We start from the raw sequence: 12381 nt of genomic DNA, 5'->3' as shown, positions 1-12381 counted from the left end.
GATTCGCTATCGTGAGGCCTCGGTAAACGGCAACAACAGAGATGAAACCGATGAGTGAGAGCAGTGCCATGCAGGCTGAATATGAAAATGCAGTATCCAATCAACAATTGATGCAGCTGATGGACGGCCTGGATGAGTTGGTCATGATGTTGCGCCTGGATGGTACCTGCGCCTGGTGTAACCGTGCCTTCGCCGAATTATTGGGAAAAACACGTGAAGATTTGCTGGGCAAAGCCTATCCGTTACCCCAGTTGCGTGAGTTGATGGTGGCTGAGCCTCAGCATGCAGTTGAGGCCTGGATCGATGCTGGTGAAAAGGGCATGCGTCTGATCCGACTCAGTGCGATTTCCGGGCAGGATGCTGAGGGCTGTGTCGAATCCTTGCTGATTACCGGTCGCGACATGACACCCTTGTATCGTCTGCAGCACCCACTGCATGTCACTGGCAATGGCGAGCTTCTACCCGTGACTGCACCGCAGGTATCTGCTCGTATTGAACACGCCTTGCAGCGTGCTCAGCGTGCCGAGGAGTACGTGGTCTTCCTGGCATTGCAGATCTGTGGTGCCGCTCAACCTGCTGTCGATGAGCAGGGCTATGGTGCATCGCTGGAGCGCGTGGCCGCTGCCTTGCAGCAGAAGATTCGCCAAGGAGATACCTTGACGCGCCTGGACTCCGGTGCCTACCTGCTGGTTCTGGAGCAAGTGGATTGCCCAGAGGCGATCGCTGTCGTGGTTGATAAGCTCTCGGTAGCACTGAGCGAAAACCAGCCGGCGGATCTGCCCGCCCTGGCCGTCAATATCGGGGTGGCGATCAGTCCCGACGATGGCTGTGAGCCGCTGGAACTGGTGGATCGAGCGCAGCAGGCGATGCAGCGTGCCATCATGACCGACGAGAAAATCTGCTACTTCTGATACCGTCAATGGCAGGGGTTCTGGCCTGCCATGACTGCCTTCCGGCTGCCGGCCGTAATTGACCCTGCAGCCGCTCGGCTGGCCCTGGCATTCGCCGGTTCCGTGCCTTCCTTACCGTACTCTAACCCCGTGTGGCTTGCCTTCAGTACCACGCTAACATCAAACAATCCGACTCCAAGTGTCTCTCACCCGGCAGCGCCTTGTTCCAGCCGCTCGGGATATTGTGAGTCCTCTGCACTATGCTTCCTGTTAGCGGACCAATCGATGGGTCTGGTAGTCGACGATCGAAAGGAAGCATCTTTTAACCAGATACTGGAGACTTGCCATGAGGAGTCTATCTGGTGCCGGGGTGCTCTTAATTATCTGTTGTGCGTCAATCATGTCCGGATGCAAGGCTCTGACCCCGGAGCCAAAACGTGACACCATTTTTACCGCGGTAAAAATTGTTGATCGTATCGAAGGTCATCCAGACGCGCTCGCCATTACCCGTTTCAACGGTACGGGTGTCTGTGAAATCGAAGTGCGACGAGATGTATATCCGGATTGCCTTGCGCACGAAGTGATGCACTGCTTTTCGGGTAATTGGCATGCAGGTAAGGAGACAGAGATGTTTTGTGACCTGCGCTGAAGAAGAGTTCTGCCAGAACAGGATTCATGAGGCGAGCTGCAAGGGAGTAAAGGAACAGAGGCGTGCCGACTGGTTGCCCCTATCCCTTTATTGAAAAGCCTGGCTTACAGCCCCAGCTTCTGCGCCACGTAATCGGCGTCTTTATCGCCACGACCAGACAGGTTGACCAGGATGCACTGATCCTTGTCCAGGGTCGGTGCGGTGCGGATCGCCCAGGCAACGGCGTGGGAGCTTTCCAGTGCCGGAATAATACCTTCAACGCGGGACAGGGTCATGAAGGCATTCAGACACTCGTCGTCGGTGGCGGTGTCATACTGTACTCGGCCCAGGTCCTTGAGGTAGCTGTGCTGCGGGCCTACACCCGGGTAATCCAGACCGGAGGCGATGGAGTGTACCGGCATCGGTGTACCGTCTTCCTGCTCCAGTACGTAGCACTTCATTCCGTGAATTTCACCCGGCTTGCCCAGAGACATGGTGGCGGAGTGCTTGTCGGTATCCAGGCCGTAACCCGCCGGCTCAACGCCGACCAGGTTGACGTTCTCATCGTCCAGGAATGCAGTGAACATGCCGATGGCGTTGGAGCCGCCGCCGACACAAGCGGTAACGTATTCGGGCAGCTTGCCTTCACGCTGCTGGAACTGCTGGCGTGCTTCTGTGCCGATGATGCTCTGGAAATCACGCACCATTTTCGGGAAGGGGTGCGGGCCGACAACGGAGCCGATAGCATAGATGAAGTTTTTCGGATCTTTCAGGTACTCTTCGAAGGCACTGTCGACGGCGTCCTTCAGTGTGGCGGTACCGCGGGTAACCGGAACCAGTGTGCAGCCCAGGATTTTCATCTTGACGACGTTCGGGTGTTCCTTTTCGATATCCACTTGGCCCATGTGGATCTCGCAGGGGATGCCGACGAGGGCGCAGGCGGTCGCCAGGGCAACGCCATGCTGGCCGGCACCGGTCTCAGCGATTACCTTGGTTTTGCCCATGTACTTTGCCAGCAGTGCTTCGCCCAGGCAGTGATTGATCTTGTGGGCGCCGGTGTGGTTGAGGTCTTCGCGCTTGAGGAAGATGCGTGCGCCGCCCAGTTGCTCGCTCAGTCGGCGGGCATAGAAGATCGGGCTGGGACGACCAACATAGTCAGCGAACAGGTCAGCGAGTTCCTGCTGGAATTCAGGCTTTTGTCGGATCTCTTCATAGGCGGTGTTGATTTCGTCCATGACGGTTTTCAGTTCGGGCGGGATCAGCTGGCCGCCATACTCACCGAAATAGCCGTTGGCATCGGGCATCGGGGAAAAATCAAATTTGCTCATACTCACTCCACATGTACGGGCCGCTAGCAGTTGTCAGCAGGCATCGGGCTGACAGTGCCATGTAACAGCAACATTTGCTTAGGGTAAGTGACTATAAAGCGCTGTTGGGGGAGTGCCAAGCGGCAGACGGCAAAAACTCAGCTGAAATCAAAGCCCAGCTGTTCTTCGCGACCCTGTTTACGACGGAAACCGCGCTGGCGCTGTTCGCGACCAATCTCGCGCAGCAACTCCAGGGCGTTACTGTAGGAGTCCACCAGAGTGTGAGTGTAGGAACTGGAACCCTGATTATTGCCCCAGCACTGGGTCACTACCCAGTCGCCTACCAGGTCCCGATAGATTCGGACGACCAGGTAATCGTTTTGTTTTTGCCAGCGCACAACCAAGGAAGCGTTACCGTTCAATGACCCCGAGGGAGGATGTCTCTATAATGTGGCGCGTGATTGAGCCTGAATCCCCGGCATTTGTAAAGCCCTGAGCATGAAATAAGGATTTCCTCTGTGACAGCAGTACCCCATTTGACCATCGTGGCGGATGAAAATATACCGGCCCTGGCACCCCTTTTTCAGCGTTTCGGGACCCTGCGTACCTGTGCAGGGCGCAGCATGCGAGCGGAGGATCTGAAGGATGCCGACGTAGTACTGGTGCGCTCCGTTACCCGGGTAAACCAGGCGTTACTGGCGGGCACGCCAGTGCGTTTTGTAGGAACTGCCACCATTGGCACCGACCATATCGATCAGGACTGGTTGCGTCAGCAGGGGATAGGTTTCAGCAGTGCGCCGGGCTGTAATGCGGATTCGGTGGTGGAGTATGTCTTGAGCAGCCTGCTTCAGTTGGCGTTTGAGCAGCGCTTTAACCTGCTGGACAAGGTGGTCGGTATTGTCGGTGTCGGCAATGTGGGTGGGCGTTTGCAGCAGCGCCTGCAGGCTTTGGGTATCCGTGTATGTCTTTGCGATCCACCCAGGCAGGCGGTTGAAGGTGGTGATTTCTTATCGCTGGATCAAATGCTGGTCGAGGTCGATATCCTTGCCCTGCATACACCGCTGATCCAGAGCGGTGAGTGGCCGACGTATCATCTGCTAAACGCTGAAAACCTGCCCCGACTAAAGCAGAACGCCATTCTGCTCAACGCGGGCCGAGGCCCGGTCATCGATAATACCGCGTTGCTGGAGGTCAGTCTGGCGCGCCCGGATCTGACGCTGGTGATGGATGTTTGGGAGCATGAGCCTGCCGTATGTGCTCGGCTGGCAGAGCGCTGCGCCATCGCAACACCGCATATCGCCGGCTACTCGCTGGACGGCAAGATTCGCGGTACCTGGATGTTGTATCGAGCGCTCTGTGAGCAGCTGGGGCTGCCTGTCGAGACGGAATTGAAGGATGTATTGCCTGCGTCTAGCGTTCGCTCGCTGACATTGACCGATGCCGAGGATCTGCTGACGCCGGCACGTCTTGTCTATGACCCCTACCGGGATGACCGGGCCTTCCGCAAAATCGTGCATTTACCGGAAGCTGAGCAGCGGCAGGCCTTCGATCGCTTGCGGCGCGAATACCCGGAGCGGCGGGAGTACTGCACGCTGCAGCTGGCCATCGAGGATGATACGCCGGGCAACCATCTGAGGGCGATGGGCTTTGCCACAGCCGGGGTGAATTCATGACGGACATGGCTGCGCTGATCAAGGGGCGTCGCAGTGCCACTCTGGCCGATATTGCTCCAGCCAGTGGTGAGAAGATCCGCCTGGAGGTGCGTTCACCGCATCAGCGTCTGATGGTGCAGCTGATGGGCTACAAGGAGTACCAGAGTGTGCTGGTGAGTGCGCCGCGGCAGCAGGGCGTGGTGTTGCATGAAGGCACCCGTTTTACTGCGCGGCTGATGAGCGGTAACTACCTGTGTACCTTCGAAAGCCGCCTGTTGCAGGTGCAATCACGGCCCTTCGCCTACTGGCATCTGGAGTATCCAGACCAGGTTGAAATGCAGCTGATTCGTGCTCACTCGCGAGTGCCGATTGTGCTCAGCGTTCGGGTCGAGCCTGACGAGCCGGGGATGCTGGTGTCGGGCGAGTCGCAAGCGGCCATCTGTCGAGACATCAGCCTGCAGGGCGCGCAGCTGGAAAGTACACGACCTCTGGCGCAGCCGGGCGAAAGCCTGTGCGTTACGGCTCGGGTGCGGGTGGCCGGTATCGATCACCTGCTGCTGTTGCCGGCAGTGGTGCGCAACCTGCAGCAAACGGAAAACGGCCTGATCAATGCTTTTACTCAAGGGGTGGAGTTCGTTGATCTGGAGGAGGAGACACGGCTGGTGCTGGCCGGTTTCGTCTATGAGCAGCAGCTTATTGGTCTGGGTGAACTGGAGGAGGCTGAATCATGAGTTTTCGCTTGGGGCTGATTATCAACCCGCTGGCAGGGGTGGGTGGCAGTGTCGCCCTGAAAGGCAGCGATGGTGCCGAGGTGGCTCGCCAGGCCCTGGAGCTGGGGGCCGTGCCGCGGGCGCAGGAGCGCACCCGGGCCGCACTGGAGCCCCTGCAGGGGATGGATCTGGAAGTCCTGACCTGGGCCGGTGATATGGGAGGCGATCTGGCTTGTGAGATGGGGTTTGCAACCCGAGTGCTGGGGCAGGCCAATAGCGTTCCAAGTAGCGCTCAGGATACCTGCAGTGCAGCCAGAGCGTTGCTTGAGGCCAGGGTCGATCTGGTGCTCTTTGCCGGTGGTGATGGCACGGCGCGCAATATCTGCGAGACGCTGGGCGAGCGTATCCCGGTGCTGGGCGTTCCAGCCGGGGTCAAGATTCATTCCGGGGTGTATGCGTTGACGCCTCAGGCGGCAGGGCAACTGGTGGCGATGCTGGTTCAGGGTGAACTGGTCTCCATCGAGGAGCAGGAAGTACGTGATCTGGATGAGGAGGCCTTCAGGGCCGGACAGGTGCGTGCCCGCTTTTATGGTGAGATGCGGGTCCCGTCCGAGCACCGTTACCTGCAGCATGTGAAGAATGCCAGTAACCGCGAAGACGAGTCACTGGTTCTGGATGATATCGCGGCAGACTTCGTCGATCAGATGGAGCCCGATATTCTCTATCTGATGGGTTCGGGTTCGACAGTGGCGGCAATCATGGCAGAGCTGGGTCTGGACAATACGCTGTTGGGCGTCGATGCGGTGCTGGATGGCGAAGTGATCGCGGCAGACTGCACGGCAAAGCAACTACTGGAACTGACTCAGGGGCGTGATGTGCGCATTGTGATTACGCTGATCGGTGGGCAGGGCCATATCATTGGACGAGGTAATCAGCAGCTCAGTGCCGAATTGCTGAAGCGGGTAGGGCGTGACAACCTGCACCTGGTTGCCACACGAACCAAACTCAACGCGTTGGAAGGGCGTCCTCTAATTATCGACTCCGGTGATGCCGAGCTGGATCGCGACTGGAGCGGCCTGGTTCAGGTTCACACCGGCTATCGAGACGCGGTGCTTTACCGTATCGCTGTGCCTTGATGGCAAGGTGCCCCCCAGCAGGCATGAAAAAGGCACCCGAGGGTGCCTTTTCTGTTTTGGGGCGCTTAGCGCTGCTGTTTCAGCGCGGCAATTCGATCATCCAGCGGCGGATGGCTGGAGAACAGCTCCATGAAGCCCTGCTTCAGGTGGCTGTTGATGCCGAAAGCGGTCATCTGCGACGGCATCTGGTCCGGGATGCCGTACTCGGCTTTAAGGCGCGCCAGCGCGCCGATCATGGCGTGCGGACTAGCCAGGTGAGCACCGGCTTCGTCAGCCCGGTATTCGCGGCGGCGTGAGAACCAGGCCACGATCATGGAGGCGATGACGCCGAAAATGATCTCGAAAATGAAGGTGGTGATGTAGAAGCCGATGCCGACACCGCCTTCGCCTTCCTCGTCGCGACGCAGAAAAGAGTCCACGGCATAGCCGACGATGCGGGCAAAGAACATCACAAAGGTGTTTACCACGCCCTGAATCAGGGCCAGAGTCACCATGTCACCGTTGGCTACATGGCCGATTTCATGTGCCAGCACCGCACGGATCTCTTCAGGGCGGAAGCGCTGCAGCAGGCCGGCGCTGACCGCTACCAGCGCATCGTTCTTGTTCCAGCCGGTGGCAAAGGCGTTAGCCTGCTGAGCCGGGAATATACCCACCTGCGGCATCTTGATGCCGGCCTGCTGGGACAGCTCGGCGACGGTGTCCAGTAGCCAGCGTTCTTCTTCGCTGCGCGGCTGCTCGATCAGCTGGGTGCCGGTGGACATCTTGGCCATCATTTTGGACATCAGCAGCGAGATGATGGAGCCGGCAAAGCCGAATACAGCACAGAAAATCAGCAGAGAGGTCAGGTTAAGACCTGAGCCGCTGAGGTAGTGGTCCACGCCCAGCAGGCTCAGCGTTACGCTGGCAACCAGAATCACCGCCAGGTTGGTGGCGAGAAAGAGGATGATTCGCATCATGGGGGTCATCGTTCCTTAAGTTGGGTTTGCTGCTTAGATATGGGCACTAGGGTAAAGTTTCAATGTGCGTTGGCCGCACTTTGCGGCAATGGGTATACTGCGCCACTTTTGTGAAGGACGGATGGATGCAGGCGATCATCGAGTGGATGGAGCAGCAGCTACGGCAGGCTGATGGCGAGACGCGTCGACTGTTTCATGGTCGTGGCGGTGCCGTACCCGGATATGAGTGGTTGGTGATCGACTGGCTGCCGCCGGTGGCGGTAGTGCGTTCCTATAAGCTTGCCGAGCCGGCTGAAATTGGTCCGCTTGTCAGTTGGCTGGAGCAGCAGTCTGAAGTCGAGGCGGTGGTCTGGCAGGCGCGCGGGCAGGGGCCGGAAGGTGATGTGAGGGTGCTTCATGGCAGTGTCATGGGTGTGCATACGGTCAATGAGGCGGGGCTGCGCTACCAGGTGGATGCGTTGGCGCCTCAAAACTCGGGCCTGTTTCTTGATATGCGCCCCGGTCGTCAGTGGCTAAGAAAACATGCTCAGGGTGCCAGGGTGCTCAACCTGTTCGCCTACACCTGTGCCTTTTCGGTAGCCGCCATCGCCGGTGGTGCTGAGCGTGTCGTCAACGTCGACATGAGTTCGCGTTCGCTTTCCATTGGGCGTCAAAATCACCGGCTCAATGGTCAGGAAAGTGCCGATGTGCGTTATCTGGCGGTCAACCTGCTCAAGTCCTGGAGCCGGGTGCGCAAACCTGGTCCCTATGATCTGGTGGTAATCGATCCGCCCAGTTTTCAGCCGGGCAGTTTTGTCGCGGTGAAGGACTATATCAAGGTGCTGCGTCGCTTGCCGGAGCTGACCCGGCCGGGAGCCAAGGTGCTTCTGTGCCATAATGACCCCAAAGAGACACGTCAGTTTCTGGAATCGTTGATGCAGGAAAACCTGCCGGACTTCAGGTGTCTGGAGTGCTTTGGTGCCGGAGAAGATTTCCCGGAGGTCGGTGAGTTTCGGGGACTGAAGGTGACGGTCTATCAGCGAGAGGAGTTGCCCGCTTGATCTGTATCGACCTGGAAGCCAGTGGCCTGGCGCATGAATCCTACCCGATCGAAATCGCTTGGAAATGCACCGATACCGGTGACAGTGACAGTTTTTTGATCAACCCGGACAGTGTGCCTGAGTGGCAGTACTGGGACGAGTTTGCTGAAGAACTGCACGGCATCGAACCTGAATTACTGCAGCAGGAGGGAATCAGTGCAGATCAGGCTTGTCTGCGATTGAACCGGGCGCTGAAGGGGCGCGAGGTGATCAGTGATGCCTTTGAGTACGATGGCTTCTGGCTGCGTCGTCTGTTCGAAGCCTGTGGCATGCAGCCGAGTTTCCATCTGGTTGGGCTGGAGGCGGTCCTGAGCGCCGAGGAGCGAATCCAGTATCAATTCATTGCTCGCTCCCAGTTTCGCCGCCATCGGGCGCTGCAGGACGTAGAGGATCTGATTTCCGCCATTACAGCCGCCCGGAGCGGGGTGGTCAACTGATCAGGGGTTGCTGACCTGCTCTTCGATCAGGCTGCGCAGTTCTTCATAGGTGTCCACATTTTCGGGGGAGAAATACAGCTTATAGTACTGGCGTTCGACCAGTCTCCCCTTGTTGCCGTTAATGGTTTCCTTGTAAGTCGCATACAGATAGGTCATCTGCAGGTGTATGACCCGTGTCTGCAATGGCAGCTCAAACTCATGTCCTTCCAGGTCAAAGCGTGTCTTGCGCTCCTTGATGGTGTAGAAGGAAATCTCCGCTACCTGGCTCAGATTGAGCAGGAAGTTAGAGGTGACGGGCACCAATCGGCGCTTTTCCAGGCCGTTGTGCTCCATCTGGATGCCACAGTTCTTCTTGATTTTGATAAACATGATGAGGCTCTCTATCAGTGCTGTCAGTGGTTGGCTACTGAAAGAGAGTATATGTCACTTGGGTGACGTTTTGCTGACAGCCCCGCCTGCTGGCAGGGCTATCTCAGTCAGCTGTTACTGCTCGTAGGTGCGCAGGAAGGTGTCGAGACGCTCGATGGCGTCGCTGAGCAGTTCCTTGGAGGGCAGGAACACCAGGCGGAAATGCTGGGTATCCGGGTGGTTGAAGCCACTGCCCTGGACGATCAGGACCTTCTGCTGCTGCAGCAGGTCAAGTGCGAACTTTTCATCGTTACGGATCGGGTAGCGAGCCGGGTCCAGTTTCGGGAACAGGTACATGGCACCTTTCGGCTTGACGCAGGACACCCCCGGAATGTCATTCAGCATCTCCCAGGCCAGGGTGCGCTGCTCGTACAGTCGGCCGCCGGGCACGATCAGCTCGTTGATGCTCTGGTAGCCGCCCAGTGCTGTCTGGATGGCGTGCTGAGAGGGTACGTTGGAGCACAGACGCATATTGGACAGCATCTCGTAGCCTTCGATCAGATCTCTAGCCTTGTGTTTGGGGCCGCTGATGATCATCCAGCCAGAACGGAAGCCGGCTGCACGATAGGTTTTTGACAAGCCGTTGAAGGTGATGCAAAGCACGTCATCGGCCAGCGAAGCCAGGGAGGTGTGTTCGCTGCCATCGTAGAGGATCTTGTCGTAGATCTCGTCGGCAAACACGATCAGTTTGTGCTCGCGCGCCAGTTCCAGAATCTCAAGCAGCAGGGATTCAGGATAGAGCGCACCGGTCGGGTTGTTTGGGTTGATCACTACGATGCCGCGAGTATTAGGAGTGATCTTGCTGCGAATATCGTCGATATCCGGGAACCAGTCCTGCTGTTCGTCACACACGTAATGCACCGGGTTACCGCCGGCCAGGCTGACCGCGGCAGTCCAAAGCGGATAGTCCGGAGCCGGAATCAGCATCTCGTCATTGTCGTTCAGCAGGCCCTGCATCGCCATCACGATCAGTTCGGAAACGCCGTTGCCAATGTAGATGTCTTCGATGCCAACATTGCGGATGTTCTTGCGCTGGCATTCCTGCATCACCGCCTTACGCGCCGAAAACAGACCCTTGGAGTCGCAGTAGCCCTGAGAGGCAGGCAGGTTGAGGATGACATCCTGAACGATCTCTTCCGGTGCTTCGAAGCCCCAGGGGGCCGGATTGCCGATATTCAGCTTGAGGATGCGGTGGCCTTCCTCTTCGAGGCGCTTGGCCTCCTGCAGGACGGGGCCGCGAATATCATAGCAGACGTTGATCAGTTTGTTGGACTTGCGAATGACAGACATCTTCTCGTTCCTGAGAGTTCCAGGAGCGACGGACGGAGGTAGTGAAATAACCGGGCGTGGCTCTGACTGGACAGCAAAATTAAAGTGCCCAATCATACGCGTTCGGCGGTGGCGGTGACAATGGCGGCCCCGCTTCTATCCGGCAACGGAGAAGTGTGAATTCAAGGGTGCTGGCGATGGAAAGGCGCAGTAGGGAGGGGAGTACATGAAAAACTGGTCTGGCCTGTGTGATCAGGCGTTGAATCTGCATCCAGATCTATCTCTTGAGGAGATGCTGGGTGCTCTGCCGGCTGATCGCGAGGCATTGAGGAAACTTTCTGACAGTGAGATTTTTTCGATGCTGACGCGTCGCGTGTTTCGTGCCGGTCTCAAGCATTCTTTGGTGGATGCCAAGTGGCCCGCATTCGAGAAGGCTTTCTACCACTTCAATCCGGAGGCGGTACAGGAAATGAGTGACGAAATGCTGGAGAATCTGATGCAGAACGATCAGATCATTCGGCATTTCGGCAAGATCAAGGCGACCCGAGACAATGCCATGCTGATGGTGGATCTGGCGCAGGAGCATGGCGGCGTGGCCCGGCTGATCGCTGATTGGCCGGAGGAGGATATTATCGGGTTGTGGACGCTGCTGAAGAAGAGGGGGAAGCAGTTGGGTGGCAATTCAGGGGCCTATTTCCTGCGCATGTTGGGCAAGGATACATTCATTCTCACGGATGATGTGGTAGCAGCACTGAAGGCCCAGGGGGTGATCGACAAGAAGCCGACGGCTCAGCGTGATCTTCAGCGTGTACAGTCAGCGTTTAACGAGCTGCGACAGCAGTCCGGCAGGCCTTTGTGTCAGATAAGCCGGCTGCTGGCGCGAAGTATCGGTTAGTGCTGATCGGCGATCTGGAGCGGTGTCAGGCTGTGCAGGAACTCGGCCATGGTGTCGGCAAGCTTTTCCTGCGGGGCCTTTCCGGGGCGTTCCAGCCAGATGCTGCCATTCTGGTTATCCAGGCTGAGAAACAGATCGCTGTCAGGCTCAAGGGTGCCGAAAAACAGGGTCAGCGGTCGCTTTTGCTTCTGTTTGCTAAGTGCGTGTCCAATCAGGTTGCTGCGCAGTCGTTCCATGTCCTCGGCATTCCAGGCCTGTAATAGGCAGATATGGCGGCCATCAGGCAGTTGAGCGGGCAGAGGGTCTGACCAGTAGCGACTGAAAAACTCGACGATGTCCGGGTGCAGTTCAAGCTCCAGTGCTTCGGCCAGGCGTAGGAACATGTCAGTGCCTTCAGCGTTGCGCACTGGGCGCCAGCCCACGGCCACGCCACCATTTGCTGTGTGCTGATAACAGGGGCTGGGCCAGTCCGGATCATAGGGGAGGCGAGGCCAGCCGGATGACGTGTGGACTGTTTCCAGCCGTGCCATGAAATCATCCAGTGCTTTTGCTGTATTGGCATCTATCATATCAGTACCGCATTCTGTGAGACTGGCTTGGACTCTGGCGTAATGGTGGCTGGACCGCAAGTGCTTGTTACAGATTGATTAATCTTTGTACTTCCCTGTAATAAAACGAAATTTTTTGAATTTAGTGATTGACAACTTTCAGGAACTCCTTAAAATGCGCACCTCATTCACGGGGTGCATGCTTAGACGCACGGCTCGGTGATTTGAAAAGAGTGGAGCGGTAGTTCAGTTGGTTAGAATACCTGCCTGTCACGCAGGGGGTCGCGGGTTCGAGTCCCGTCCGTTCCGCCACTTCCTTCCAAAGAGCTCGGAAGGTCGTATCAAGAGCCAGCGTTTTGGGCGAATAGCTCAGTTGGGAGAGCATCTGCCTTACAAGCAGAGGGTCGGGGGTTCGAACCCCTCTTCGCCCACCAAGACGCGGAGTGGTAGTTCAGTTGGTTAGAAT

General features: G+C 57.4%; 14 protein-coding genes and 2 tRNA genes. 10 read left to right on the top strand and 6 right to left on the bottom strand.

Going from position 1 to position 12381, the window contains the following annotated elements; genetic code table 11:
• Positions 1–50: 50 nt before the first annotated feature.
• Positions 51–911 carry a diguanylate cyclase domain-containing protein gene (locus tag ABD013_RS05990; protein ID WP_343803653.1) on the top strand — a complete coding sequence of 287 codons (861 nt, stop codon included), beginning with the start codon at positions 51–53 and terminating at the stop codon, positions 909–911.
• A gap of 325 nt (positions 912–1236) precedes the next feature.
• Complete coding sequence (locus ABD013_RS05985; RefSeq protein WP_343803650.1) at positions 1237–1539, top strand: hypothetical protein; 303 nt, start codon at positions 1237–1239, stop codon at positions 1537–1539.
• A 104-nt stretch (positions 1540–1643) separates the two neighbouring features.
• Here the strand turns inward: ABD013_RS05985 and trpB are convergent, their stop codons facing one another.
• Complete coding sequence (gene trpB, locus ABD013_RS05980) at positions 1644–2846, bottom strand: tryptophan synthase subunit beta (protein ID WP_343803647.1); 1203 nt, start codon at positions 2844–2846, stop codon at positions 1644–1646.
• 137 nt (positions 2847–2983) lie between these two features.
• Positions 2984–3223, bottom strand: coding sequence for a hypothetical protein (locus tag ABD013_RS05975; RefSeq protein ID WP_343803644.1), 240 nt, complete (start codon positions 3221–3223; stop codon positions 2984–2986).
• Between the two features lie 120 nt (positions 3224–3343).
• Here ABD013_RS05975 and pdxB point away from each other — a divergent pair, with 120 nt between their 5' ends.
• The 3 genes from pdxB to ABD013_RS05960 are packed head-to-tail and all read left to right on the top strand — an operon-like array spanning position 3344 to position 6323.
• On the top strand, positions 3344–4498 hold the full coding sequence (pdxB, locus tag ABD013_RS05970; protein WP_343803641.1) for a 4-phosphoerythronate dehydrogenase PdxB: 1155 nt from the start codon (positions 3344–3346) through the stop codon (positions 4496–4498).
• Positions 4495–5208: a flagellar brake protein gene (locus tag ABD013_RS05965; RefSeq protein ID WP_343803638.1), complete on the top strand. Its 714-nt coding sequence runs from the start codon at positions 4495–4497 to the stop codon at positions 5206–5208. Before pdxB ends, ABD013_RS05965 begins: the two co-directional genes overlap by 4 nt.
• On the top strand, positions 5205–6323 hold the full coding sequence (locus ABD013_RS05960; RefSeq protein ID WP_343803635.1) for an ATP-NAD kinase family protein: 1119 nt from the start codon (positions 5205–5207) through the stop codon (positions 6321–6323). Before ABD013_RS05965 ends, ABD013_RS05960 begins: the two co-directional genes overlap by 4 nt.
• Before the next feature lie 65 nt (positions 6324–6388).
• On the opposite strand, the gene htpX is transcribed toward ABD013_RS05960, so the two are convergent.
• Positions 6389–7279, bottom strand: a complete 891-nt coding sequence (gene htpX / locus ABD013_RS05955) for a protease HtpX (protein ID WP_343803632.1) — start codon at positions 7277–7279, stop codon at positions 6389–6391.
• A gap of 125 nt (positions 7280–7404) precedes the next feature.
• On the opposite strand from htpX, the gene ABD013_RS05950 reads away from it, so the two are divergent.
• Positions 7405–8319 (top strand): class I SAM-dependent methyltransferase, encoded by a 915-nt coding sequence (locus ABD013_RS05950; protein WP_343803629.1) that lies wholly within the window; start codon positions 7405–7407, stop codon positions 8317–8319.
• The gene (locus ABD013_RS05945) at positions 8316–8795 is read left to right on the top strand and encodes a 3'-5' exonuclease (RefSeq protein ID WP_343803626.1); all 480 of its coding nucleotides are present in this window, start codon (positions 8316–8318) and stop codon (positions 8793–8795) included. The genes ABD013_RS05950 and ABD013_RS05945 overlap by 4 nt, the downstream gene beginning before the upstream one ends.
• Here ABD013_RS05945 and ABD013_RS05940 read toward each other — a convergent pair whose 3' ends face one another.
• Both ABD013_RS05940 and ABD013_RS05935 read right to left on the bottom strand, forming a co-directional pair.
• On the bottom strand, positions 8796–9164 hold the full coding sequence (locus ABD013_RS05940; RefSeq protein ID WP_343803623.1) for a hypothetical protein: 369 nt from the start codon (positions 9162–9164) through the stop codon (positions 8796–8798). It abuts the gene before it with no gap.
• Between the two features lie 114 nt (positions 9165–9278).
• Positions 9279–10493: a pyridoxal phosphate-dependent aminotransferase gene (locus ABD013_RS05935; RefSeq protein ID WP_343803620.1), complete on the bottom strand. Its 1215-nt coding sequence runs from the start codon at positions 10491–10493 to the stop codon at positions 9279–9281.
• 205 nt (positions 10494–10698) lie between these two features.
• On the opposite strand from ABD013_RS05935, the gene ABD013_RS05930 reads away from it, so the two are divergent.
• The gene (locus ABD013_RS05930; protein ID WP_343803617.1) at positions 10699–11367 is read left to right on the top strand and encodes a DNA-3-methyladenine glycosylase I; all 669 of its coding nucleotides are present in this window, start codon (positions 10699–10701) and stop codon (positions 11365–11367) included.
• Here the strand turns inward: ABD013_RS05930 and syd are convergent.
• The gene (syd, locus tag ABD013_RS05925; protein ID WP_343803614.1) at positions 11364–11936 is read right to left on the bottom strand and encodes a SecY-interacting protein; all 573 of its coding nucleotides are present in this window, start codon (positions 11934–11936) and stop codon (positions 11364–11366) included. The genes ABD013_RS05930 and syd overlap by 4 nt on opposite strands.
• Positions 11937–12150: 214 nt before the next feature.
• Between syd and ABD013_RS05920 the strand changes: the two genes are divergently transcribed.
• A tRNA-Asp gene (locus tag ABD013_RS05920) sits at positions 12151–12227 on the top strand.
• Between the two features lie 46 nt (positions 12228–12273).
• Positions 12274–12349 (top strand) — tRNA-Val (locus ABD013_RS05915).
• Positions 12350–12381 lie beyond the last annotated feature (32 nt).

The sequence above is a fragment of the Marinobacterium maritimum genome, assembly GCF_039523155.1.
In the GTDB taxonomy this organism is placed as follows: Bacteria; Pseudomonadota; Gammaproteobacteria; order Pseudomonadales; family Balneatricaceae; genus Marinobacterium; species Marinobacterium maritimum.
This window is presented reverse-complemented; position numbering and strand designations above follow the sequence as displayed.

Bases quoted from the DNA above. Each gene is read 5' to 3' on its own strand.
- ABD013_RS05930 (WP_343803617.1), top strand. From the start codon at position 10,699: ATGAAAAACTGGTCTGGCCTGTGTGATCAGGCGTTGAATCTGCATCCA.
- ABD013_RS05935 (WP_343803620.1), bottom strand. From the start codon at position 10,493: ATGTCTGTCATTCGCAAGTCCAACAAACTGATCAACGTCTGCTATGAT.
- ABD013_RS05985 (WP_343803650.1), top strand. From the start codon at position 1,237: ATGAGGAGTCTATCTGGTGCCGGGGTGCTCTTAATTATCTGTTGTGCG.
- ABD013_RS05950 (WP_343803629.1), top strand. From the start codon at position 7,405: ATGCAGGCGATCATCGAGTGGATGGAGCAGCAGCTACGGCAGGCTGAT.
- ABD013_RS05965 (WP_343803638.1), top strand. From the start codon at position 4,495: ATGACGGACATGGCTGCGCTGATCAAGGGGCGTCGCAGTGCCACTCTG.
- trpB (WP_343803647.1), bottom strand. From the start codon at position 2,846: ATGAGCAAATTTGATTTTTCCCCGATGCCCGATGCCAACGGCTATTTC.
- htpX (WP_343803632.1), bottom strand. From the start codon at position 7,279: ATGATGCGAATCATCCTCTTTCTCGCCACCAACCTGGCGGTGATTCTG.
- ABD013_RS05990 (WP_343803653.1), top strand. From the start codon at position 51: ATGAGTGAGAGCAGTGCCATGCAGGCTGAATATGAAAATGCAGTATCC.
- ABD013_RS05960 (WP_343803635.1), top strand. From the start codon at position 5,205: ATGAGTTTTCGCTTGGGGCTGATTATCAACCCGCTGGCAGGGGTGGGT.
- syd (WP_343803614.1), bottom strand. From the start codon at position 11,936: ATGATAGATGCCAATACAGCAAAAGCACTGGATGATTTCATGGCACGG.
- ABD013_RS05940 (WP_343803623.1), bottom strand. From the start codon at position 9,164: ATGTTTATCAAAATCAAGAAGAACTGTGGCATCCAGATGGAGCACAAC.